Annotated in this window: 24 protein-coding genes; 8 read left to right on the top strand and 16 right to left on the bottom strand. The window is 50.9% G+C overall.

Annotated elements, in window-relative coordinates; translation table 11 throughout:
• Positions 1-33: 33 nt before the first annotated feature.
• Positions 34-1785, bottom strand: a complete 1752-nt coding sequence (locus NNN64_RS14415) for a recombinase family protein (protein WP_271441799.1) — start codon at positions 1783-1785, stop codon at positions 34-36.
• Positions 1786-1930: 145 nt separating this feature from the next.
• On the opposite strand from NNN64_RS14415, the gene NNN64_RS14410 reads away from it, so the two are divergent.
• The 3 genes from NNN64_RS14410 (at position 1931) to exoX (ending at position 3610) form a co-directional block, all read left to right on the top strand.
• Positions 1931-2161, top strand: coding sequence for a DNA polymerase III subunit theta (locus NNN64_RS14410; protein WP_005120732.1), 231 nt, complete (start codon positions 1931-1933; stop codon positions 2159-2161).
• Between the two features lie 106 nt (positions 2162-2267).
• Positions 2268-2924: a carbon-nitrogen hydrolase family protein gene (locus NNN64_RS14405; RefSeq protein WP_271441798.1), complete on the top strand. Its 657-nt coding sequence runs from the start codon at positions 2268-2270 to the stop codon at positions 2922-2924.
• Positions 2925-2947: 23 nt separating this feature from the next.
• Complete coding sequence (exoX, locus tag NNN64_RS14400; protein ID WP_271441797.1) at positions 2948-3610, top strand: exodeoxyribonuclease X; 663 nt, start codon at positions 2948-2950, stop codon at positions 3608-3610.
• On the opposite strand, the gene ptrB is transcribed toward exoX, so the two are convergent.
• The 4 genes from ptrB to yebG all read right to left on the bottom strand — a co-directional run bounded on the left by ptrB (position 3592) and on the right by yebG (position 7266).
• The gene (ptrB, locus tag NNN64_RS14395) at positions 3592-5667 is read right to left on the bottom strand and encodes an oligopeptidase B (protein ID WP_271441796.1); all 2076 of its coding nucleotides are present in this window, start codon (positions 5665-5667) and stop codon (positions 3592-3594) included. The two genes, exoX and ptrB, sit on opposite strands and share 19 nt — an antisense overlap.
• 86 nt (positions 5668-5753) lie before the next feature.
• The gene (locus NNN64_RS14390) at positions 5754-6413 is read right to left on the bottom strand and encodes a tellurite resistance TerB family protein (protein WP_271441795.1); all 660 of its coding nucleotides are present in this window, start codon (positions 6411-6413) and stop codon (positions 5754-5756) included.
• Between the two features lie 91 nt (positions 6414-6504).
• Positions 6505-6861 (bottom strand): protein YebF, encoded by a 357-nt coding sequence (yebF, locus tag NNN64_RS14385; protein WP_271441794.1) that lies wholly within the window; start codon positions 6859-6861, stop codon positions 6505-6507.
• A gap of 120 nt (positions 6862-6981) precedes the next feature.
• Positions 6982-7266, bottom strand: coding sequence for a DNA damage-inducible protein YebG (gene yebG, locus NNN64_RS14380; RefSeq protein ID WP_271441793.1), 285 nt, complete (start codon positions 7264-7266; stop codon positions 6982-6984).
• Between the two features lie 132 nt (positions 7267-7398).
• Here yebG and purT point away from each other — a divergent pair, with 132 nt between their 5' ends.
• On the top strand, positions 7399-8577 hold the full coding sequence (gene purT, locus NNN64_RS14375; protein WP_271441792.1) for a formate-dependent phosphoribosylglycinamide formyltransferase: 1179 nt from the start codon (positions 7399-7401) through the stop codon (positions 8575-8577).
• A 103-nt stretch (positions 8578-8680) separates the two neighbouring features.
• On the opposite strand, the gene kdgA is transcribed toward purT, so the two are convergent.
• The 3 genes from kdgA to zwf all read right to left on the bottom strand — a co-directional run bounded on the left by kdgA (position 8681) and on the right by zwf (position 12878).
• Entirely contained in the window at positions 8681-9322 is a 642-nt protein-coding gene (kdgA, locus tag NNN64_RS14370; RefSeq protein WP_005120716.1) for a bifunctional 4-hydroxy-2-oxoglutarate aldolase/2-dehydro-3-deoxy-phosphogluconate aldolase, read from the bottom strand.
• Between the two features lie 34 nt (positions 9323-9356).
• Complete coding sequence (edd, locus tag NNN64_RS14365; protein ID WP_271441791.1) at positions 9357-11168, bottom strand: phosphogluconate dehydratase; 1812 nt, start codon at positions 11166-11168, stop codon at positions 9357-9359.
• A 234-nt stretch (positions 11169-11402) separates the two neighbouring features.
• On the bottom strand, positions 11403-12878 hold the full coding sequence (gene zwf / locus NNN64_RS14360) for a glucose-6-phosphate dehydrogenase (protein ID WP_137381576.1): 1476 nt from the start codon (positions 12876-12878) through the stop codon (positions 11403-11405).
• A gap of 540 nt (positions 12879-13418) precedes the next feature.
• Here zwf and NNN64_RS14355 point away from each other — a divergent pair.
• Together NNN64_RS14355 and pyk are read left to right on the top strand one after the other, a co-directional pair.
• The gene (locus tag NNN64_RS14355) at positions 13419-14288 is read left to right on the top strand and encodes a MurR/RpiR family transcriptional regulator (RefSeq protein WP_137381864.1); all 870 of its coding nucleotides are present in this window, start codon (positions 13419-13421) and stop codon (positions 14286-14288) included.
• A 119-nt stretch (positions 14289-14407) separates the two neighbouring features.
• The gene (gene pyk / locus NNN64_RS14350) at positions 14408-15850 is read left to right on the top strand and encodes a pyruvate kinase (RefSeq protein ID WP_137381575.1); all 1443 of its coding nucleotides are present in this window, start codon (positions 14408-14410) and stop codon (positions 15848-15850) included.
• A gap of 83 nt (positions 15851-15933) precedes the next feature.
• On the opposite strand, the gene lpxM is transcribed toward pyk, so the two are convergent.
• The 3 genes from lpxM to znuA form a co-directional block, all read right to left on the bottom strand.
• Positions 15934-16905: a lauroyl-Kdo(2)-lipid IV(A) myristoyltransferase gene (gene lpxM / locus NNN64_RS14345; protein ID WP_271441790.1), complete on the bottom strand. Its 972-nt coding sequence runs from the start codon at positions 16903-16905 to the stop codon at positions 15934-15936.
• A 120-nt stretch (positions 16906-17025) separates the two neighbouring features.
• Complete coding sequence (gene mepM, locus NNN64_RS14340) at positions 17026-18345, bottom strand: murein DD-endopeptidase MepM (protein ID WP_071887356.1); 1320 nt, start codon at positions 18343-18345, stop codon at positions 17026-17028.
• A 15-nt stretch (positions 18346-18360) separates the two neighbouring features.
• Positions 18361-19305, bottom strand: a complete 945-nt coding sequence (znuA, locus tag NNN64_RS14335) for a zinc ABC transporter substrate-binding protein ZnuA (RefSeq protein WP_005120703.1) — start codon at positions 19303-19305, stop codon at positions 18361-18363.
• A gap of 78 nt (positions 19306-19383) precedes the next feature.
• On the opposite strand from znuA, the gene znuC reads away from it, so the two are divergent.
• On the top strand, positions 19384-20139 hold the full coding sequence (gene znuC / locus NNN64_RS14330) for a zinc ABC transporter ATP-binding protein ZnuC (RefSeq protein WP_040232396.1): 756 nt from the start codon (positions 19384-19386) through the stop codon (positions 20137-20139).
• Positions 20136-20921 carry a zinc ABC transporter permease subunit ZnuB gene (gene znuB / locus NNN64_RS14325; RefSeq protein ID WP_137381571.1) on the top strand — a complete coding sequence of 262 codons (786 nt, stop codon included), beginning with the start codon at positions 20136-20138 and terminating at the stop codon, positions 20919-20921. Before znuC ends, znuB begins: the two co-directional genes overlap by 4 nt.
• A gap of 87 nt (positions 20922-21008) precedes the next feature.
• On the opposite strand, the gene ruvB is transcribed toward znuB, so the two are convergent.
• The 5 genes from ruvB to nudB all read right to left on the bottom strand — a co-directional run bounded on the left by ruvB (position 21009) and on the right by nudB (position 24491).
• On the bottom strand, positions 21009-22019 hold the full coding sequence (gene ruvB, locus NNN64_RS14320) for a Holliday junction branch migration DNA helicase RuvB (protein WP_271441789.1): 1011 nt from the start codon (positions 22017-22019) through the stop codon (positions 21009-21011).
• 8 nt (positions 22020-22027) lie between these two features.
• Positions 22028-22639: a Holliday junction branch migration protein RuvA gene (gene ruvA, locus NNN64_RS14315; protein ID WP_137381569.1), complete on the bottom strand. Its 612-nt coding sequence runs from the start codon at positions 22637-22639 to the stop codon at positions 22028-22030.
• Positions 22640-22719: 80 nt separating this feature from the next.
• Positions 22720-23241: a crossover junction endodeoxyribonuclease RuvC gene (gene ruvC / locus NNN64_RS14310; protein ID WP_003034867.1), complete on the bottom strand. Its 522-nt coding sequence runs from the start codon at positions 23239-23241 to the stop codon at positions 22720-22722.
• 34 nt (positions 23242-23275) lie between these two features.
• Positions 23276-24019: a YebC/PmpR family DNA-binding transcriptional regulator gene (locus tag NNN64_RS14305; RefSeq protein ID WP_003833836.1), complete on the bottom strand. Its 744-nt coding sequence runs from the start codon at positions 24017-24019 to the stop codon at positions 23276-23278.
• Positions 24020-24047: 28 nt separating this feature from the next.
• Positions 24048-24491 (bottom strand): dihydroneopterin triphosphate diphosphatase, encoded by a 444-nt coding sequence (gene nudB / locus NNN64_RS14300; protein ID WP_040232398.1) that lies wholly within the window; start codon positions 24489-24491, stop codon positions 24048-24050.

Raw genomic sequence — 24491 nt, 5'->3', positions numbered from 1 at the left:
CAATGAATATGTTTTCTACTTATTATCATTACATTATCTCTTCGAGAAAAAGTCTCTTCCTAGTGGCTCCGGGAGTCCCAATGCAGCGACTAACCTGTCTGATGAAGCCATGTAGCCATCGATATCTGAAGCGTCTAAAGATGTTTCTAGAGCATCTGAAAATACAGCTGCAACCTTTGCATAAATGTGATCCTGTGGGGTCCTAGTAATCTTATAAGATTTTTCGTTACCCTTCATAACCCCTTGAAAAGTCATGTAACTATAATCTTGAAATCTGAATTCAATTTTCAGTGCTTTGTCTTCTAATTTTGAAATAGTGATTTCAGGTAGGCACTTTCTTACAACCTCGCGAATTTGCATCCGGTCAGTATGAGTGACATCATTCAATAGTTCCTCAGAAAACAGACTGAGAATATCTATGATCAACTCATTCAAGTCGCTTTCTGACCCCTGTAGAGACAATTTCTGTTTCAGAGAGTCCAGTTCTAACAATAGGGATTGCTCACGCTGCGAAAGCACTGTGACTTGTTCTATTAGTGCCTGAATTGGCCCTGTTGTGCTTATCGCTTGTGCCTGATGAGTTAGTTGTTTTTTTACTAATCTGAGTTCAGTCTCTTTAGATTCAATTAATGGCGTCAAATCTTCTGCTTTTGTGTTTCCTAGTAGGATACTATGCGTATACCCGTATATCAGAGCACGGGCTGTTAAATTCTCAATAATACTTCCGTTGACTGACCAGACTTTACAGGTCGATTTCTGAATTTTTCCATTTAAACAGACATAGCGGAGTCGCCCTTCTCTACTATACGCAATCATAGGGCCACCACATAGCCCACACTTCAGAACACCTAGTCCAGACAAAAGGCTGATCATCTTTTTCTGTTCGCCTTGTACAAGCTTGTTTCCGGTTCTGATGTCTTGGATACGTGCAAACTGTTCAGGCGTCACCAAAGCAGGGTAATACCCATCTAATTTGTGTTCATAACCTTCAATTGTCAGTTTCTTCACCCCCATTAATGCTGGGTTTTTTCTCATCGTCACTAAGTTAGGGACAGTCCATTTTTTTATACCTTGATCAATCCGCTTCTTTGTTGGTTTTGGGGCTGGATAAAAGTCCAAATGTGAATTCAGATATGCAGTGACACGGAAACAGCCCCAGCCCAAAAGGAACAGTTCTATTGCCTTTTGTGCTGCAATCCAGTGAACAGGATGTGGTTTAACAGCTTCATATTTTGAACCACTTGCGTCAAACCACCATGGATCGTTACTCATATTTTTTATGTTGGTGGGGTGACCTTGCTTAAAACGTGTAACAAGCGCCATAGCGGTAGCGTTGGTGCGATTCTGTTTAGTTTTAGATTCTTCGTTAGACCTACTGAACATCAACAGCGAGATCAACATATCTGTAAGGTTCTCGTTTGCTGATTCCATCGTATAAACGCGCTGATCCATACCTGTTACCACTGTCAAGCCTAGATCGAGCAAATCAAGTAATAACTTTTGTGCAGTACCCACTCCGCTTCGTGTGAGTCGGTCCAAGTTTTCAATAAAAATGGTTGAATCCTTTTCTATAACCCCATCTTTGACAGCCTGAATAAATGCACCTAAAGCACCATGTGTAATATTTTTACCTTTAAATGCGGATACCCCAGCATCTCTAATTTCTGCGTATTCCAAGCCATTCTCAGCAGCATATTTGCGTGCGGCTTCTGTCTGCCTAGCTAAAGATGTCCCCACCGTTTGTTTCTGGCTTGACCAGCGAATATAGCTGTATAATTTTTTCATATATGGTGTATCTGTCCGCCTGTTTCATTGTGGATCTCACAAGTTTACACTGTTGCATTGATTGGCATCTATTTAAATTATGGCTTGCCATTAATGCGCACTCTTAGTAACTTTTGCGCGCCAATGGAGAGATAAGGAGAAACGTATGAATATTAATCTGGCCAAACTTGAGCAAGCAGAAATGGACAAGGTTAACGTCGATCTGGCTGCGGCAGGCGTCGCATTTAAAGAGCGCTACAACATGCCTGTCGTTGCTGAAGTTGTCGAGCGTGAACAGCCTGCACATTTACGCGACTGGTTCCGTGAACGCCTGATCGCGCACCGTTTAGCTTCCGTTTCCCTCTCACGTTTACCTTACGAGCCTAAAGTAAAATAAACCTTATATTAAGTTACGATTCCTTACATGATGCCTGCTACAGTATAAGCACATTCTTAATCTATTATTTAAGGATGGTTGTAGACACTATGAAAAGGAAATCATTATGTCACACTGGAAAATTGCTGCAGCGCAGTACGAACCACTTCAAAGATCATTAAGCGAACACGTCGCCCATCATTTGCAGTTCATTCATGAAGCGGCTAAATGCCAATGCGAATTGTTGGTTTTTCCATCATTGTCCCTGTTGGGATGTGTGGACGAAGACGACGCTCTCCCAGCCCCGCCCGATGAAGAGTTATTGCAACCCCTCGCCCACGCCGCGGCCACGTATCGTATGACCATCATTGCCGGGTTGTCGGTAGAGCATCACGATCGATTTGTGAAGGGAATAGCGCTTTTCTCTCCCTGGATGAGCTCGCCGTTAATGTTTCATCAAAGCCATGGCGCCTGTATCGCCAGGCAACGAAATGCCATCAGCGTTGTCGACAGCCAGCCGGAAGGTATTGATATCGACCCGACATTTTCGCTATTCACAACCTGTCAGTCCGTCAGCGAACCAGAACTACTCTCTTCCGCTTCGCGCCTGCAAAGTTTTTCGCATAAATTCGCCATTGCGGTACTGATGGCCAATGCCCGTGGCAGCAGCGCATTGTGGGATGAATGTGGTCGGTTAATTGTACGCGCCGACAGCGGTTCATTACTGTTAACCGGTCAACGCACGCCACGGGGTTGGCAAGGTGATATCATTCCATTACGCTAGTCGTTTTTGGTCTGGAGCCCGGCATGTTGCGCATAATAGATACAGAAACCTGTGGTCTGCAGGGAGGCATTGTTGAGATTGCATCTGTCGATGTCGTTGACGGAACGATCGTTAATCCCATGAGCCATCTGGTGCGCCCTGACCGTCCCATCAGTCCACAAGCCATGGCTATCCATCACATCACTGAAGCGATGGTAGCGGATAAACCGTGGATTGAAGATGTCATCCCGCACTATTACGGCAGCGAGTGGTACGTGGCGCATAACGCCAGTTTTGATCGGCGTGTGCTGCCCGAAATGCCGGGGGAATGGATTTGCACCATGAAGCTTTCCCGTCGCCTGTGGCCGGGGATCAAATACAGCAATATGGCGCTCTATAAATCCCGCAAGCTGAGCGTCCAGACACCGTCTGGTCTACACCACCACCGCGCGCTTTATGACTGCTACATCACGGCGGCACTGCTGATCGACATTATGCAGACGTCCGGTTGGACCCCGGAGCAAATGGCCGATGTCACCGGTCGTCCTGCGTTGCTAACCACATTTACCTTCGGGAAATACCGCGGGAAACCGGTATCTGAAGTCGCTGAACGCGATCCGGGCTATTTGCGCTGGCTGTTTAATAACCTTGACAATATGAGCCCGGAATTGCGCCTAACGCTGAAACACTATCTGGATAACGCCTGAGTTGCCGCCTGATCAGGCAGTGTTCCCTGCGCGAGACCAATTAAAAAAGCGAACTCGAGGGCCACACCTTCATAGGATTTATAACGTCCGGATTTACCACCATGCCCGGAGTCCATGTCCGTACACAATAGCAACAGATGATCGTCTGTTTTCATTTCACGCAGTTTCGCCACCCACTTCGCCGGTTCCCAGTATTGCACCTGGGAATCGTGTAACCCTGTGGTAACCAACAGATGCGGATAATCCTGTGCGGTGACATTATCGTATGGGCTGTAGCTTTTCATGTAGGTGTAATATTCTTTGTCCTGCGGATTACCCCACTCTTCAAACTCACCGGTTGTCAGCGGAATTGATTCATCCAGCATGGTGGTCACCACATCGACAAATGGCACCTGGGCAATAACACCGTGAAAAAGTGTCGGACGCTCGTTGATGGCAACACCCATCAGCATCCCCCCGGCGCTTCCTCCCATCCCATAACACAATGAAGGTGATCCATAACCCAGTTTGAGCAGTGCATCACAGACGTCAAGATAGTCATTGAAGGTATTTTTCTTGCGCAGAAATTTACCATCTTCATACCATTGCTGCCCCAATTCACCACCGCCACGCACGTGGGCGATCGCGTACACAAAGCCACGATCCAATAAGCTTAAGCGGCTGCTGCTGAAATCAGCGTCCATGCTTGCGCCATATGAACCATAGCCATACACCAATAATGGATTTTTCCCTTTACGGAAATGCTGCTTGTGGTAGACCAGCGAGACAGGTACCTCTGTACCATCGCGCGCGGTTATCCACACGTGTTCACTGCGGTAATTTGCAGCGTCGAAACCGGGGACAGTGGTCTGCTTAAGTACACGGCGCTCGCCAGTATCCATATCCAGCTCGAACAGTGTGTCCGGCGTAGTCATGGAAGAATAGCCATAGCGCAGGCGCGATGTCTCCGGCTCGGGATTATAAGCCAGCCAGGTCACATAGGCGGGATCGTCAAAGGCAATCCCTATTACTTCGCGCGTTTTGCGATTGATCTGCCGCAGGCTGGTTAATCCCTGTTGTCGTTCTTCCACCACCAGCCAGTCGGTGAACAGCGTAAAGCCCTCCAGCATGACACTGTCACGCGCAGGGATTAGCGTCTCCCAGGCGTGTTCGTCTCGTACTCGGGTACGGTACAGACCGAAGTTTTTACCCTGACGGTTTGAGCGCAGATAAAACGCGTGCTGATAATGATCGAGACTGTATTCATGGTCTTTCCGACGCGCCAAAAAGACCAGTGGCTCGGCATCAGCCAGTTCTGCATCAATGAGCAAAACCTCACTGGTGGTTGCACTCGCAATATGAATAACAACATAGTGCTGTGAGGTGGTTTTATGCAGGCTGACATAAAACATATCATCAGCCTCTTCATACACCAGCTCATCATCAGTGGATGGTGAACCGACAGTATGCCGCCAGACCTGATACGGCAGCAATGTGGTTTCATGCTTGCGGACATAATAGAAAGTCTGCGAGTCGTTGGCCCAGACTAATTCCGGCTCGACGTTTTCAAGTACCTCCGGGTACCAGTTACCCGTTTGTAAGTTGCGAAAGCGCACGCCATATTGCCGGCGGGAAAGGTAATCCTCCGCCAGCGCCATAATGGTATTATCCGGTGATATTGCCAGACCACCTAATGTATAGAATTCGCTATGGGCTGCGCGCTGGTTCCCATCCAGCAAGGTATCCCATTCATCCCACTCTTCACTGAGAGCAGACTGACGCTGATAAATGGCATATTCACACCCCGGTTCATAGAGATGGCGATAGCGGTACCCATTTTTCACATACGGTGCGGACACATCCTGAGGGGGAATACGGTCGATAATCTCTTTCAGAACACGATCCTGCAAAGCTTGCTGCGAAGCCATCACCTGGCGGCCATACGCATTTTCTTGTTGCAGGTAATTCAATACTTCTGGCTGCGAGCGGGTGTCATCTCGCAGCCAGTAATAATTATCAACACGAGTATCGCCATGCTGCGTCATGGCGTAGGGGATACGAGGAGCTTTAGGTAGCATGTCATTGTTCTTTTGCTTAAACATTCTATAAGGGTGGCAAAAGTCAGCAATGATGCAAGCGAAACATGCTCCTGCGCAGTAACTATTTAACCCGGCAGAGCCTGTTTTTGTTGCTTAAGATCTTGCTCAATCCCTTCGCGAACATCCTGCGGAATCTTCAACGCATCACCCAACGCATTCAGATAACTGCGCTCCATAAAGTGGTCGATATCAATTGCCGCACAGCTCAGGAAGTAAATTTCCAGTGCCTCTTCTTCATTACGGACCCCCTGAGCCAGACGCTGCGGGTCGAGTGGTTGTTCAATCGCACGCTCAATCAGAACACGCCCCTGCTCTTCGACACCTGCTTCACGGAGTTGATGTTCAATGGCCGCACGCTCTTTAGCATCGATATGCCCATCGCTTTTCGCCGCAAAAACCAGCGCCAGGATCAGACGCTCAGTTCGCTCATCCAGCGGTGAGCTCTGTGCACCAAATTGTGGTTCCCCCTGATGCGCCGCACGAACCTTATCTTTGTACTTGTTCCATAACACCGTGCCGGCCACTGCGCCCCCACCGACCAGCAGCGCACTGGTTCCGTATTTACTGAGTAATTTACGTGAGGATTTGTTAGCAACCAGTAATCCTGCCAGACCGCCTAGCGCGCCAGGCACCAGCAGTTTGCTAAGCCCTTGTTCACCAGAAGATGTCGCAGATGATGCTTTTTGCCCAAGAAGAGATTGTAGTTGATTCAGCCAGTTAGCCATTTTGCCCCTCAAGTACAGACGAATAATCATCAAAGCGTACCCGAGGGGATGTCAGGAAGTGTTCAGGTCATCAAAAGATGTGCAAATTCAGCTACTGACGCACCTGATACTCTGCTGTGCCAGCTTTGCAATCAAGCTTTACCTGATATTGAATGTCGCTGCTTTTGCCGCGCACGGTCAGGGGGACTGTCCACTGCCCATCTTTACCGACAATATCCTGCGGATTGGCCCACGCTACCGGGTCAAGCTGACCAAGTTTCTTTTGATCGTCGGCCCAGCGCACAATGCGATTCTGCAGATAATCACGTTTTACGCTGGCCGCGATACCATCAGCATCCAGGCCTTCACAGTTTGGAAACTTAACTGACTTACTTTCCGTATTCGCCGCAAATACTGATACGCTGGCAGATAATAACAACAGGCTCAACAGCGCTCTTTTTTTATACATTCTTTTCTCCTTATCTCCCCTTCGTCCTTCAGGCCGCAGACCCGCGGTGTGAAGGCTGTCAGAGATTGCACAATGATTCAGGGAAAAGCATGGTACAAAATATCAGGAGCGCAAGTCGCTTCAGGCCGCCTGGGTATCATCCTCAGCGTCGCTGTCGACCACCTGTGGAGAAGGCAGCTTGCCGTTTTTCAGGATGGCGCTTAGCACCTCTTTTTGCTCAGCAAGCCACAGAGAAAGCGCTTCACGCTGCTCATCTTCCAGCGCTACCGGTGATTGTTCCAGCCATGTGTCGAGCAGATCGGCTGTATCGAGCATCTTGTCATACGCATCGGCTTCCTTTTTGCTGGTAAACGACATTTTTTCCTCACCTTCCCGAATGACTACGTATTTAACTTCAACCGCCATTTTTGCAGCCTCTTAAATTACCTGTATTTATATACAGCATATTCTTTTTCATCCCTGAAATCAACCTGGTAATAAAGACAGACGCAAACGTTTTCGTATATACTGCGCCTAGTTGAAACAGGGGATTAATTTATGACGTTATTAGGCACAGCACTGCGTCCTGCAGCAACGCGTGTGATGTTATTAGGTTCAGGTGAACTGGGTAAAGAAGTGGCGATTGAATGCCAACGCCTGGGTGTGGAAGTCATTGCCGTGGATCGTTACCCCGACGCACCAGCGATGCACGTTGCTCATCGTTCCTACGTCATCAACATGTTGGATGGCGAGGCATTGCGCCAGGTAGTCGAGCATGAAAAACCACATTTTATCGTGCCAGAAATTGAAGCCATCGCCACAGATATGCTGGTAAAACTGGAGCAGGAAGGCCTGAACATAGTGCCTTGTGCACGTGCGACTCAACTGACCATGAACCGGGAAGGCATCCGTCGCCTCGCCGCCGACGAGTTATCTTTACCAACATCATCTTTCCGCTTCGCCGACAGTGAAATGCGTTTTCGCGAGGCCGTAGAAGAAATCGGTTATCCCTGCATCGTAAAACCGGTAATGAGTTCTTCTGGTAAAGGACAGAGCTTTATCCGCTCCGCCGAACAGCTAACCGAAGCCTGGAACTATGCCCAACAGGGTGGGCGGGCTGGCGCCGGGCGTGTCATCGTCGAAGGCGTGGTGAATTTCGATTTTGAAATCACACTGCTTACCGTCAGCGCCATTGATGGCGTGCACTTTTGTGCGCCGGTGGGGCATCGTCAGGAAGACGGCGATTATCGCGAATCCTGGCAGCCACAGCAGATGAGCGAACTGGCATTAGCGCGGGCGCAGGAGATTGCCCGGAAAGTGGTACTGGCATTGGGCGGCCACGGATTATTTGGTGTGGAGCTGTTTGTCTGCGGTGACGACGTCATTTTCAGCGAAGTATCCCCTCGCCCGCACGACACGGGTATGGTGACGCTGATTTCTCAGGATCTGTCCGAGTTTGCCCTGCACGTGCGTGCATTCCTTGGTCTTCCCGTTGGTGAAATCCGTCAATACGGACCTTCTGCTTCCGCCGTTATTCTGCCGCAACTTACCAGCCAGAATGTGACGTTTGATAACGTACAGTCTGCCGTGGGCGCTGGCCTGCAAGTACGATTCTTTGGTAAGCCGGAGATCGACGGGAGTCGTCGTTTAGGGGTGGTACTGGCTACAGCGCAGACCATTGAAGACGCGGTTGAACGTGCGAAAGACGCCGCCGCACTGGTGAAAGTTACCGGATAAAAACCAGCCCCGTAGGCCGGATAAGGCATTGATGCCGCATCCGGCAAAGCCCGATGTCGGCGCTGACGCGCCTTATCGGGCCTACGGTATACGCATTAACGGCTTACTGCTTCGCGCCTTCTACTGCTTCACGCGCCAGTTTAGTAATGCGATCGTAATCACCCGCTTCCAGCGCATCCGCCGGAACCAGCCAGGAACCGCCAATGCACAGCACGCTTTTCAGGGCCAGGTAATCACGGTAGTTCGCCGGGGAGATACCGCCAGTCGGGCAGAAACGAACCTGAGAGAACGGACCCGCGATTGCCTGCAGTGCTTTCGTACCGCCGTTCGCTTCAGCCGGGAAGAATTTGAACTCTTTCAAGCCGTAGTCCATACCCAGCATCAGTTCAGAAACGGTGCTGATACCAGGGATCAGCGGAATCGTCCCTTCGGTTGCTGCTTTCAGCAGCGGCTCGGTCAGACCCGGGCTAATCGCAAACTGAGCACCAGCCGCAGTAACTTCAGCCAGTTGCTGAGGATTCAGCACAGTACCCGCACCGACGATAGCATCCGGTACTTCTTTCGCGATTGCACGAATAGCATCCATCGCACATGCGGTACGTAACGTCACTTCCAGAACGCGCACGCCCCCTGCAACTAACGCTTTTGCCATCGGCACAGCGTGTTCCAGTTTGTTAACCACGATAACCGGTACAACCGGGCCAGTGGTCAGGATTGCTTCTGCACTTGTCTTCCAGTTTTTCATCAGAGTTTTCTCTCGCCTGATTACAAATTAAGTCTTAAAAAGTGATACAGGTTGCGCCCTGCTCCGCACCGGACAGCTTTTCACGCAACGCGCTGAACATTTCACGTCCGGTCCCTATGCGCGATGCACTGAGGTCTGGAATGTGAGGCTGACGTGAAGCAAGTTCTTCTTCATCAACCAGCAGCGTCAATTCACCTGTCTGTCCATTCACTCGAATGATGTCGCCATCACGCACTTTCGCCAGCAGCCCGCCATCGTAGGCTTCTGGGGTTACATGGATTGCTGAAGGCACTTTACCTGAAGCACCTGAAAGTCGTCCATCAGTAACTAACGCAATTTTGAAACAACGGTCCAATAATACACCAAGTGGAGGCATGAGTTTATGTAATTCTGGCATTCCGTTTGCTTTTGGTCCCTGATGGCGCACAACGACCACACAATCCCGGTCAAGCAGACCCGCATCAAATGCCGGTAACACATCATGTTGACTTTCGAAGACCACGGCAGGCGCTTCAATTACTTGATTTTCAACTGGAACAGCTGAGGTTTTCATCACCGCACGCCCCAGATTGCCACTCAGTACTTTAGTGCCGCCATGATGGGAGAATGGCTGGTCAAAGGCGGCAATCACATTGCTGTCCAGCGATTTTTCCGCGCCTTCGCGCCAGTCCAGTTCACCGTTATTCAGCCACGGCTCCAGGGTATAACGCGATAAACCGAATCCGGCAACGGTATTCACATCTTCATGCAACAGACCCGCGTTCAGCAGTTCACGCATTAATACAGGTACACCGCCAGCAGCCTGGAAATGGTTAATGTCTGCTGGGCCATTCGGGTACAAACGCGCCATCAGCGGCACGATATCGGACAGGTCGGAGAAGTCATCCCAGTTAATCAGAATACCGGCCGCACGCGCCATAGCCACAAGGTGCATCGTATGGTTGGTTGAACCGCCGGTCGCCAGCAGCGCGACAATACCGTTCACTACCACTTTTTCATCGATCATTTTACCGATCGGCATCCACTCGTTACCGTTCCCGGTCAGACGTGTTACCTGACGGGCCGCCGCTGCGGTCAATGCTTCACGCAGTGGTGCATCCGGGTGCACAAAAGAAGAGCCTGGCAACTGCATGCCCATAAACTCCACGACCATCTGGTTGGTGTTTGCGGTGCCGTAAAACGTACAGGTACCCGGTGCATGATAAGACGCAGCCTCGGATTCGAGCAGTGCCATACGATCTACTTTGCCTTCGGCATACAGTTGACGAATACGCACTTTCTCTTTGTTCGCCAGACCACTCGCCATCGGGCCTGAAGGGATGAAGATTGAAGGCAGATGACCGAAGGAAAGCGCCGCCATGACCAGGCCCGGGACAATCTTGTCACATACGCCAAGGAACAGCGCACCATCGAACATATTGTGTGAGAGCCCCACGGCCGCCGACATCGCAATGACTTCACGACTTAGCAGAGAAAGCTCCATGCCGTCCTGACCCTGGGTCACTCCGTCGCACATCGCAGGTACGCCACCAGCAACCTGGCCCACCGCATTGGCTTCATGTAGTGCTTTACGAATGATGGCCGGATAGTGTTCATACGGCTGGTGTGCGGAAAGCATGTCGTTATAGGAGGTAATGATCGCGATATTGTTACGCAACATGCTTTTTAGCGAGGCTTTATCCTCTGGCTGACAGGCGGCAAAACCATGCGCCAGATTACCGCATGCCAGTTGTGAACGATGGACGGTAGTCGTTTTAGCCTGTTCGATTCGAGCGAGGTAGGCGGAACGCGTGTCCCGGGAACGTTCGACGATACGTTGTGTTACGCGTAACAAATTCGGATTCATAGCGGCTCCTAAAATTTATCTGTCAGAGCGGTTGGGTAAACAGTGTTACTCAGCATCACTAAATATTGCTGAATCGCTTGTTAGCCGTAGCTCAGGGGCAAAATCGTTTCAGGCAGTGTAATAAAAAAAACCTCGCGGGTGAATCCACGCGAGGTTTAAAAGTGCAAAAATTATTCTACAATCTGTGTTAGATCATGTTACCGGTAAAATAACACCTAATGGCTAGATGATATTTTACTCGAATTCATTCCAGGAACGGCCGTCACGGGTGATCATGGCCACAGACGCAACCGGTCCCCAGGTTCCTGCCTGATAAGGCTTCGGCGACTCGTTATCCATCGCCCAGGCTTCGGTAATTGAATCCACCCACTTCCAGGCTTCTTCGACCTCATCGCGACGCACAAACAGAGCCTGAATACCGCGCATGGTTTCCAACAGCAGGCGCTCATAGGCGTCGGCCAGGTGCGTTTGGTTGAAGGTTTCTGAGTAGCTCAGATCCAGCTTAGTTATTTGCAGATTATGTTTGTGGTCCAGACCCGGCACTTTGTTCAGTACCTGGATATCAACCCCTTCATCAGGCTGCAAACGAATAGTCAGCTTGTTCTGCGGCAGATCCTGCCAGGATTCTTTAAACAGATTCAGCTCAGGTGTTTTGAAGTAAACCACCACTTCAGAGCACTTGGTTGGTAAACGTTTACCGGTACGCAGGTAGAACGGTACACCCGTCCAGCGCCAGTTATCGATATCGACGCGGATCGCCACAAACGTTTCCGTGTTGCTGCTCTTATTCGCGCCCTCTTCTTCCAGGTAACCCGGTACCTTTTTACCCTGGGCAAAACCGGTGGTGTACTGACCGCGAACCGTTTTTTCACGCACGTTCGAGCGATCGATGCGACGCAGCGATTTCAGTACCTTGACTTTCTCATCGCGAATGCTGTCGGCGCTCAGATCAGCCGGAGGAGACATTGCGATCATGCAGAGGATCTGCAGCAGGTGGTTCTGGATCATATCCCGCATTTGACCTGCCTGGTCAAAATAGCCCCAGCGTCCTTCAATACCCACTTCTTCCGCCACCGTAATTTCTACGTGGTCGATAGTGCGATTATCCCAGTTATTTACAAACAAGGAGTTAGCGAAACGCAGCGCCAGCAGGTTCAGAACCGTCTCTTTACCAAGATAGTGGTCGATGCGGTAAACCTGGCATTCTTCGAAATACTCACCCACCTGGTCGTTGATTTCACGGGATGTCGCGAGCGAAGTACCCAGCGGTTTTTCCATCACGACACGCGCAGGTTTAGCATTAAGTTTTGCTTCACCCAAACCTTTGCAGATCGCGCCAAAGGTGCTTGGCGGCATTGCGAAATAGTTAATCGTGGTACGTGATTTTTGATCCAACATCTCGCCCAGACGGCTAAATGCGGCGGTGTCATTGACGTCCAGGTTACAAAAATCCAGACGGCCGCTGAGGGTTTCCCATAAACTTTCATCAATTTTTTCTTTCATGAAAGTTTCGAGCGCTTCGCGTACAACCTTGGTATAGGCAGCTTTGTCCCAATCAGCACGCCCTACTCCAATGATACGGGTATCCGGGTTAATCTGACCGGCCTTTTCCAGTTGATACAGGGAAGGCAGCAATTTCCGTCGCGCCAGGTCGCCCTTCGCGCCGAAAATGACCAGGTCACATGCCTGGGCTGTTTGCGTTACCGCCATGTCATTCTCCTCAATTGAGTGCCTGGTGCTTTTGCCAGACACTGGTTGTAATTTTCTTACAATGCACTGTACTGCTTTTACGTGATTCCGTGAACCGTAAACGCTTATCCAGCCGTGCTGTTACCGAAAACAGCGGCTAAAGAGACGCCAGTTGGACTCAAAATGGATAAAAAAGTCGTTTTTTTTCGTACCCATGAAGAAGTATGAAAACCAGACTTCGATCATGTAATGAAAAAAAACAACAACTATTCTCTCCATTTTGCCCCGTTCCTTCGCTCCCAGGGGTAGTATCTATACACAAAATAATTCGCGTTGCAGGACAGCGGCAAGAGTGTGACAAACTCGTCAGGAACGAATTTTCCCTGCTGAAGGATGTCCCTCATTCCCTCCCGATGAACTTACTCAAGTAAGTGATTCAGGTGAGTTAACATAGCCAACGCCCCTGCGGTTCGAAGTATGCCGTGTATAACAAAATTATGCCCCGATTTCCCCATGTTGCTGAAATCGCTTTTGCCCATGACCCATGAGTCCACCTACATCATGAATATGCTGGAAAAAATCCAGTTAAAACTGGAACATTTGAGCAAGTCAGAACGTAAAGTTGCTGACGTTATTCTTACCTCACCAGACCAGGCAATCCATTCGAGCATTGCTGCGCTGGCGCTGGAAGCCAATGTCAGCGAACCGACCGTTAACCGTTTCTGTCGCAGCATGGATACGCGTGGCTTTCCTGATTTTAAACTGCATCTGGCGCAAAGTCTGGCAAATGGTACCCCATATGTTAATCGCAATGTGGATGAGGATGACAGCGTTGAATCCTACACGGGGAAAATCTTCGAGTCTGCAATGGCAAGCCTTGACCATGTTCGTCAGTCTCTGGATAACGTGGCGGTAAATCGTGCGGTTGATTTGCTCACTCAGGCGAAGAAAATAGCCTTTTTTGGGCTAGGTTCCTCCGCTGCGGTGGCGCATGACGCCATGAATAAATTTTTCCGTTTTAACGTTCCGGTTATCTATTCCGACGACATCGTTCTGCAACGCATGAGCTGTATGAATTGTAGTGATGATGATGTCATTGTGCTCATTTCACACACCGGAAGAACCAAAAGTCTGGTGGAACTGGCACAACTGGCAAGAGAAAACGATGCCATGGTGATTGCCCTGACATCTCCTGGTACTCCGCTGGCACGTGAAGCAACTCTGGCAATTACCCTCGATGTACCGGAAGATACTGACATTTATATGCCCATGGTCTCTCGACTTGCTCAACTTACCGTGATAGATGTGCTGGCTACAGGATTTACTTTGCGCCGTGGGGCAAAATTTAGAGATAACTTGAAGCGTGTCAAGGAAGCGCTCAAGGAATCGCGTTTTGATAAAGAATTACTCATCAAGAGTGATGACCGCTAAAAGCAATAACAATGTTCTACCCTTTTATCATCCGGGTCGTTCATTTTACCGTTTATGTTCGAGAACGGCCGGATCAATGTTCACGCAACACCTAGTTGTTTCAGTCAACGGAGTATTACATGTCCAGAAGGCTTCGCAGAACCAAAATCGTTACCACGTTAGGCCCGGCAACTGACCGCGATAACAACCTTGAAAAAATTATCGCCGCTGGGGCGAACGTTGTACGTATGAACTTTTCACACGGCTCTCCAGAAGATCACAAAATGCGGGCGGATAAAGTCCGTGAGATTGCCGCCAAACTGGGACGTCATGTAGCTATTTTGGGTGACCTGCAGGGACCTAAAATCCGCGTATCGACCTTTAAAGAAGGCAAAGTATTTCTCAATGTTGGCGACAAATTCCTGTTAGACGCCAACCTCGGTAAAGGTGAAGGCGACAAAGAAAAAGTCGGCATCGATTACAAAGGTCTGCCTGCTGACGTCGTGCCGGGCGATATCCTGCTGCTGGATGATGGTCGCGTACAGCTCAAAGTGCTGGAAGTTCAGGGTATGAAAGTTTTCACCGAAGTCACTGTCGGTGGCCCGCTCTCCAACAATAAAGGCATCAACAAACTTGGCGGTGGCCTTTCTGCTGAAGCGCTGACGGAAAAAGACAAAGCAGACATCATTACTGCAGCGCAAATCAGCGTTGACTATCTGGCGGTATCCTTCCCTCGCTGCGGCGAAGATCTGAATTATGCCCGCCGCCTGGCGCGCGACGCAGGCTGCGATGCGAAAATCGTTGCCAAGGTCGAGCGTGCTGAAGCCGTCTGCGACCAGAATGCGATGGATGACATCATCCTTGCCTCTGACGTGGTAATGGTTGCGCGTGGTGACCTGGGCGTGGAAATCGGTGACCCGGAACTGGTCGGTATTCAGAAAGCGTTGATCCGTCGCGCACGTCAACTGAACCGTGCGGTAATTACCGCAACGCAGATGATGGAGTCGATGATCACTAACCCAATGCCGACCCGTGCAGAAGTCATGGACGTGGCAAACGCTGTTCTGGATGGGACTGATGCCGTTATGCTGTCTGCAGAAACTGCCGCAGGCCAGTACCCGGCGGAAACCGTCGCAGCGATGGCTCGCGTATGTCTGGGGGCAGAGAAAATCCCGAGCATCAACGTTTCTAAACACCGTCTTGACGTACAGTTTGATAATGTAGAAGAAGCTATCGCTATGTCAGCGATGTATGCCGCGAACCATCTGAAAGGCGTTACCGCTATCATCGCCATGACCGAGTCCGGCCGTACTGCGCTGATGACATCCCGCATCAGTTCTGGCCTGCCAATTTTCGCGATGTCTCGTCATGAGCGTACGCTGAATCTGACCTCTCTGTACCGTGGCGTTACGCCGGTCCACTTTGACAGCGAAACTGACGGTGTAGTGGCTGCCAACGAAGCGGTCAATCTGCTGCGCGACAAAGGTTACCTGGTGTCAGGCGATCTGGTGATTGTGACTCAGGGTGATGTCATGAGTACCATCGGTTCCACCAACACTACACGTATTCTGACTGTAGAATAACGACGCTGCTGACTGCCTGATATTACTCGCTATTCAGGACGGGTCATCTGATACAAAAAAGCCTCTCGAACGAGAGGCTTTTTCTATTTCTTAGGATAAAGATCTTTGCGTTTATACGGTTCGATTTCGCCGGGTTTGCGGGTCTTTAGCAGTTTCAGAATCCAGGTGTATTGTTCGAGATGCGGGGTGACAAAAATCTCCACTTCTTCATTCATCCGTCTGGCAATGGTATGGTCATCGGCCGTCAGAATGTCATCCATGGGCGGGCGTACCTGAATCGTCAGACGATGCGTTTTGCCATCGTACACCGGGAACAGCGGTATTACGCGCGCATGACAAACCTTCATCAGACGACCAATTGCCGGTAACGTTGCTTTATAGGTCGCGAAGAAATCCACAAACTCGCTGTGCTCCGGGCCGTGGTCCTGATCCGGTAAGTAATATCCCCAGTATCCCTGCCGAACTGACTGAATAAAAGGTTTAATACCGTCGTTACGTGCATGTAAACGGCCGCCAAAACGTCGACGTACCGTATTCCAGACATAGTCAAATACCGGATTGCCCTGGTTATGGAACATCGCTGCCATTTTCTGGCCTTGAGATGCCATCAGCATTGCCGGAATATCAACACCCCAGCCGTGAGGGACGAGAAAAATCACCTTTTCCTCATTACGTCGCATCTCATCGATAATTTCCAGGCCCTGCCAGTCAACGCGGTGCTGGATTTTCTCCGGACCGCGCATGGCTAATTCTGCCATCATAACCATCGCCTGAGGCGCAGTCGCAAACATCTCATCAACGATGGCCTCACGCTCGGCTTCGCTGCGCTCAGGAAAACAGAGGGATAAATTGATAAGCGCTCTACGACGCGAACTTTTCCCCAGCCGTCCGGCAAGCCGTCCCAGTTTCGCCAGAATGGGATCGCGAAATGATGCTGGCGTTAATGCAATCCCTGCAATCGCTGCCACGCCAAGCCAGGCGCCCCAGTAGCGCGGGTGACAGAATGATTTATGAAACTCAGGGATATACTCAATACTCTTTTTTTTCGTTTCCATGCTCTTCCAGTATCGGGGGCCGCGAAAAAGTAAATCTGCTGATAGTGTAGCGGCGCACCGTGTCCCGTACAAAATAAAAAAGCCGGCACGCATAGCGTACCGGCTCTGTCCGTGTATTTATTAATCGAAGCGTAACTGAGGCAGAACCTCTTTCACCTGTGCCAGGTACTCGGTACGATCTGAACCGCTCAGCCCTTCCGTACGCGGCAGTTTTGCCGTCAACGGGTTCACAGCCTGCTGGTTGACCCATACTTCGTAGTGCAGGTGCGGGCCAGTAGAACGCCCAGTGTTACCTGACAGCGCAATACGATCACCTCGTTTCACTTTTTGCCCTGGTTTAACCAGCAGCTTACGCAGGTGCATGTAACGGGTGGTGTAAGTGCGACCGTGACGAACAGCAACATAGTATCCGGCCGCGCCACTGCGTTTCGCGACCACCACTTCACCATCACCGACTGACAGCACCGGCGTACCTTGCGGCATCGCAAAGTCGACACCTTTGTGCGGTGCAACCCGTCCGGTTACCGGATTCAGGCGACGTGGATTGAAGTTTGACGAAATACGGAATTGCTTCGCCGTCGGGAAACGCATAAACCCTTTAGCAAGCCCGGTCCCGTTACGGTCATAGAATTTACCGTCTTCAGCACGGATCGCGTAATAATCCTTGCCTTCAGAGCGCAAACGAACGCCCAGCAGTTGGCTTTGTTCGCGTTTACCGTCCAGCATCTCGCGAGACATCAAAACGGAGAACTCATCGCCTTTCTTCAGCTTGCGAAAGTCCATTTGCCATTGCATCGCTTTAATCACCGCGCTGATTTCAGAACTGGTCAAGCCAGCATCTCTTGCACTGGCGACGAAACTACCGCCCACCGTACCGTTGATTCGGCTGTTAACCCAGTCGCCCTGCTGCATTTCGCTGCTCATTTTGAAACCCGTTGCCGTACGATCATAAGTACGGGTTTCACGGCGGGAAACTTCCCAGGTCAGGCGCTGCAAATCACCTTCCGAAGACAGCGTCCAGGAAAGTTGCTGGCCAATTTTCAGATTACGTAGATCTTTATCAGATGCGGCAAGCTGGCTGATATCGCCCATATCAATGCCGTACTGGTTCAGAATACTGCTCAGCGTATCGCCGGTAGAGACAACATACTCGTGAACCCCGGCCTCGCCAGAGGTCTTATCATCGAGTTCGTCCTGAGGGATAGCTTCATCTTCCTGAGCGGCTTGATCGATAGGTTCGCTGGCCTCTGGCAGCAGTGAACGTATCTCGCTTTTTTCCAGCTCAATGGTTTTAACGATGGGTGCAGAGTCGGGATGGTATACATAAGGCCGCCAGACTGCGACGGCCAATGTCAGAACAGTAAGCGACCCCAACATTACACGATGGGGTCGCGGCAAATTATTAAATGCCAGAGCGACAGAGCGGGCTATCTGTTGCACGTATTCACTTCCTCATTAATCTCCTTTCAGGCAGCTCGCATACTGGTTGGCTAATTGGTTCAGAAACGCTGAATAGCTTGTTTTACCCAGTTTGATATTCGTTCCGAGGGGATCCAACGTTCCCATTCGAACGGATGTCCCTCTCGCTACGGCTTCAACGACCGCTGGCCTGAACTGTGGCTCAGCAAAAACGCAGGTTGCTTTTTGCTCAACCAACTGTGTTCTTATTTCATGTAAACGCTGCGCACCAGGTTGAATCTCAGGGTTCACGGTAAAGTGACCAAGCGGCGTTAGCCCGTAGTGTTTTTCGTAGTAGCCATAGGCGTCATGAAAAACAAAATACCCTTTCCCCTTGAGCGGTGCGAGCTCGTTACCTACCTGCTTATCGGTTGCGGCTAATTGTGCCTCAAAATCCTTCAGGTTGGCGTCAAGTTTGGCTCGACTTTGCGGCATAAGTTCCACTAATTTATCATGGATTGCAACCGCTGAGGCCCGCGCTATCTCTGGGGAAAGCCAAAGATGCATGTTGTAATCACCATGATGGTGATGCTCGTCACTTTTTTCGCCGTGAGCGTCGTTATGCCCATGATCGTCATCATCATCGTCAGCGCCTTTCATGAGTAACGGTTTCACGTCATTGAGCTGCGCAATCGTTACCTGTTTTGCGTTAGGAATATTCTTGACTGACTTTTCCATAAACGCCTCCATTTCCGGACCGATCCATACTACTAAGTCCGCGTTCTGTAAGCGTTTTACATCTGAAGGGCGCAGCGAATAATCGTGTTCGGAAGCCCCGTCAGGCAGCAGAACCTGGGTGTCTGTAACCCCATCTGCAATCGCTGAAGCAATAAAGCCCAACGGCTTAAGTGACGCCACTACAGCGGCATTTGCTGCCTGAGTTGCACTACCCCAAAGAGCAGCGGATAATGCTGCGAAAAGAAGCGTATTTTTATGTAACATAATGCGACCAATCATCGTAACGAATGTGAGAAATGTGATATTATAACATTCTATAACTTCTGCAAGACTAAAATTGATATGACGACTTTGGTTTCACTGGAAAATGTCTCGGTCTCTTATGGTCAACGCCGCGTCCTTTCTGACGTATCGCTTGAACTTCGACCCGGCAAAATTTTAACGCTTCTTGGCCCAAATGGGGCCGGAAAGTCTACGCTGGTGCGCGTTGTATTGGGGCTGGTAGCGGCTGATGAAGGGGTTATCAAGCGCAACGGGCATTTGCGAATTGGCTATGTACCGCAAAAACTCTACCTCGATACAACACTTCCGCTGACGGTGAGCCGCTTTTTGCGCTTACGTCCTGGCACAAAGAAAGCCGACATTCTCCCTGCGCTAAAGCGTGTTCAGGCCGGGCATCTGATGGATGCTCCGATGCAAAAACTGTCCGGCGGGGAAACGCAGCGTGTCTTGCTGGCCCGTGCTTTGCTTAATAAACCACAGCTCCTGGTGCTCGATGAACCGACGCAGGGAGTGGATGTGAATGGTCAGGTTGCACTGTACGATCTTATCGATCAGTTGCGACGTGAGCTGGATTGCGCCGTGCTGATGGTCTCCCATGACCTGCATCTGGTCATGGCAAAAACCGACGAAGTCCTGTGTCTGAACCACCACATTTGCTGCTCCGGCACACCAGAGGTGGTTTCAATGCACCCCGAATTCATTTCTATGTTCGGGCAACGCGGCGCTGAACAACTCGGAATTTACCGTCACAACCATAATCATCGCCACGATTTACAGGGTCGCATTGTTTTACGCCGGGGAAATGGTCACTCATGATTGAATTATTATTACCCGGCTGGTTAGCCGGGATCATGCTGGCCTGCGCTGCTGGCCCGCTTGGCTCGTTTGTGGTCTGGCGTCGGATGTCTTATTTTGGCGATACGCTGGCGCACGCATCTCTGCTGGGCGTTGCGTTTGGTCTGCTGCTGGATGTAAACCCCTTTTATGCTGTTATCGTCGTCACCCTGTTGCTGGCCGCAGGCCTGGTATGGCTGGAGAAGCGCCCGCACCTCGCGATTGATACCCTGCTCGGTATTATGGCGCACAGCGCGCTGTCATTAGGCCTGGTGGTTGTCAGCCTGATGTCGAACATTCGTGTGGACCTGATGGCCTATCTGTTTGGCGATCTGCTCGCCGTCACCCCAGAAGATCTGGTGGCCATTGCCATTGGTGTCGTGGTTGTACTGGCTATTCTGTTCTGGCAGTGGCGTAACCTGCTGTCGATGACTATCAGCCCGGATCTGGCTTTTGTTGATGGCGTGAAGCTGCAACGTGTCAAGCTATTGCTGATGCTGGTCACAGCACTCACTATTGGTGTGGCGATGAAATTCGTCGGGGCACTGATTATCACCTCACTGCTGATTATTCCTGCGGCTACCGCACGCCGTTTTGCGCGTACGCCAGAGCAGATGGCAGGCGTTGCCGTAGGTGTAGGGATGATAGCGGTTACAGGCGGGCTGACCTTCTCAGCGTTTTATGACACACCGGCGGGGCCATCCGTGGTGCTTTGCGCTGCGCTGCTGTTTATCTTTAGTATGATGAAGAAGCAAGCGAGCTGAGCATGTGTTGCCCGGTGGCGCTGCGCTTACCGGGCCTACAAAATCGCCAGGCCTGATTAGCGTAGCGCCATCAGGCATTATTGGGGCTTAAGTCATTTCCGGCGGTGTAATGCCAAAGTGGTTCCATGCCCGCACCGTTGCCATGCGCCCACGTGGGGTACGTTGTAGAAAGCCTTGCTGAATCAAATACGGTTCCAGCACGTCCTCAATGGTTTCACGTTCTTCGCCGATTGCCGCCGCCAGGTTATCCAACCCGACCGGACCACCAAAGAATTTATCGATCACCGCCAGCAGCAGCTTGCGGTCCATATAATCGAAGCCTTCAGCATCGACATTGAGCATATCCAGTGCCTGGGCCGCGATATCCGCCGAGATGGTGCCGTCATGCTTCACTTCGGCGAAATCACGCACACGACGCAGTAAACGGTTAGCAATACGCGGCGTACCGCGTGCCCGGCGTGCAACCTCCAGCGCCCCTTCGTCACTCATCTCCAGCCCCATAAAGCGGGCACTGCGTCCAACAATGTGCTGAAGATCAGCGACCTGATAGAACTCCAGGCGCTGCACAATGCCAAAGCGATCACGCAGTGGAGACGTTAACGAACCCGCACGCGTTGTGGCGCCAATCAGGGTAAACGGCGGCAGATCGATTTTAATTGAACGTGCTGCCGGGCCTTCGCCAATCATGATATCCAGCTGATAGTCTTCCATTGCCGGATACAACACCTCTTCCACTACCGGTGACAAGCGATGGATTTCATCAATAAACAGCACATCATGGGGTTCGAGATTGGTGAGCATGGCCGCCAGATCGCCTGCTTTTTCCAGCACCGGACCGGACGTAGTACGCAGGTTGACGCCCATTTCATTGGCAACAATATTGGCAAGCGTGGTTTTACCCAGACCCGGAGGTCCAAAAATCAGCAGGTGATCGAGGGCATCACCGCGCAGCTTCGCCGCCTGGATAAAAATTTCCATCTGCGAACGTACCTGAGGCTGGCCGATATACTCTTCCAGCAATCTGGGGCGAATCGCACGATCCACCAGGTCTTCAGGGGTATTGCTGGCAGCCGAAATCAGGCGATCTGCTTCAATCATCCTTTACCTCACAATGCCGCGCGAAGGGCTTCGCGAATCAGGGTTTCACTGCTGGCATCAGGGCGAGCAATTTTGCTTACCATGCGGCTGGCTTCTTGTGGTTTATAGCCTAACGCTACCAGCGCAGCAACCGCTTCCTGCTCGGCATCATCGCTTACCGGACCGGCAGGTGATGTCAGCACCAGATCGGCAGCCGGTGTAAAGAGATCGCCATGCAGTCCTTTAAAGCGGTCTTTCATTTCGACAATCAAACGCTCCGCCGTTTTCTTACCGATACCCGGTAATTTCACTAACGCGCCAAGTTCTTCGCGCTCAACAGCATTCACGAACTGTTGCGCAGACATGCCGGAGAGGATCGCCAGCGCCAGCTTTGGCCCCACGCCGTTGGTTTTAATTAGCTCTTTAAACAGCGTGCGTTCTTGCTTATTGTTAAAGCCATACAGCAGTTGTGCGTCTTCGCGCACCACAAAATGCGTGAAGATGATCGCTTCCTGCCCGGCTTCCGGCAGCTCGTAGAAACAGGTCATCGGCATATGTACTTCATAGCCTACCCCACCCGTTTCCAGAAGGACCAGTGGGGGTTGTTTTTCAAGAATGATGCCTCTGAGTCTGCCTATCACATGACGCTCCTGCGTTAAGGGCTAAAAGGTAATGCGCTATCATAAAAAAAGGCTGGATAGATATCCAGCCTCATTTGTCACTAACGTAACCTACCGCGTGCTAAATTCAACCTCGACTCGCTCATTTGCATGGCGTTCTGGCTGACATGGCAGTGAGTAATGGCAATCGCCAGCGCATCCGCAGCATCCGCCTGCGGGTTAGCCGGGAGTTTGAGCAGCGTACGCACCATGTGCTGTACCTGGCTTTTTTCCGCGCTGCCGATACCGACGACTGTCTGTTTAACCTGTCGGGCAGCATACTCAAACACCGGAAGATCCTGATTGGTCGCAGCAACAATCGCTACGCCGCGCGCCTGTCCCAGCTTCAGCGCCGAATCGGCATTTTTCGCCATAAAGACCTGCTCGATGGCAAAATAATCCGGCTGGAACTGGGTGATGATTTCCGTCACCCCCGCGTATATCAATTTCAGACGTGACGGGAGATCATCAACTTTGGTGCGAATACAACCACTGCCGAGGTAGGTCAGCTGTCTGCCGACCTGACGGATTACGCCATAACCGGTAATGCGCGACCCCGGATCAATGCCGAGAATGATAGACATCACGCATCTCCTGTTATTTTATGGCTTAACCACATCATTCTAACGTAGCTGCAACCTCATCGGAGATTTCGCCGTTGTGGTAAACTTCCTGCACGTCATCGCAATCTTCCAGCATATCGATCAGACGCATCAGCTTCGGCGCTGTTTCTGCATCCATATCCGCTTTGGTAGATGGGATCATAGAAACTTCAGCCGCGTCCGCTTTCAGACCTGCCGCTTCCAGCGCATCACGAACTTTCCCCATCTCTTCCCACGCGGTGTAAACGTCAATCGCGCCGTCGTCGAAGGTTACAACATCTTCAGCACCGGCTTCCAGTGCCGCTTCCATGATGGCGTCTTCGTCGCCTTGCTCAAAGGAGATCACGCCTTTCTTGCTGAACAGGTATGCGACGGAACCGTCAGTACCGAGGTTGCCGCCTGTTTTAGTGAATGCGTGGCGCACTTCCGCAACGGTACGGTTACGGTTGTCAGACAGACATTCAATCATCACGGCTGTACCACCAGGACCGTAACCTTCATAGATGATGGTTTCCATGTTGGAATCTTCATCACCGCCCACGCCGCGCGCGATTGCACGGTTCAGGGTGTCACGGGTCATGTTGTTTGCCAGCGCTTTATCAACCGCGGCACGCAGACGCGGGTTAGCATCCGGATCGCCGCCACCCAGTTTAGCCGCCGTTACCAGCTCACGAATGATTTTGGTGAAGATCTTACCGCGCTTAGCATCCTGCGCTGCTTTACGATGTCTGGTGTTGGCCCATTTACTATGACCTGCCATAAATAATCTCTCCAAAAAGCGCGCCTTCTCAGGCGACGTTAATTACAAACTCTTCAATCGCCTGCCGGTTACTCCACGACTTGGTTAACTGTGCAGCCTCGTGCGCATTAACCCAACGGTAGGTCAAATGTTCGGTGAACACGATCTCTCGTTCAGTGGGCAGTGCCAGGCAAAACCAGGACTCCGTATTACGTACAATTCCTGGCGCATAGCGATGACGTAAATGACTAAAAATCTCAAACTCCACCGTGCGCTGGCAGTCAATTAAGGTCAGTTGCTCACGCGCAACATCAATGGCGACCTCTTCCTTTACTTCGCGCAGGGCGGCTTGCGACGCGGTTTCACCTTCTTCAAGGCTGCCGGTGACCGACTGCCAAAAATCAGGATCGTCGCGTCGCTGTAACATCAGCACTCTCCCGGTGTCCTTTGCATAAATCACGACTAACACCGAGACAGGCTGTTTATATGCCAT

This window comes from Citrobacter sp. Igbk 14, assembly GCF_028069825.1.
In the GTDB taxonomy this organism is placed as follows: domain Bacteria; phylum Pseudomonadota; class Gammaproteobacteria; order Enterobacterales; family Enterobacteriaceae; genus Citrobacter.
Note: the sequence above shows the minus strand (reverse complement) of the source record. Positions and strands in the feature narration are given on the sequence as shown.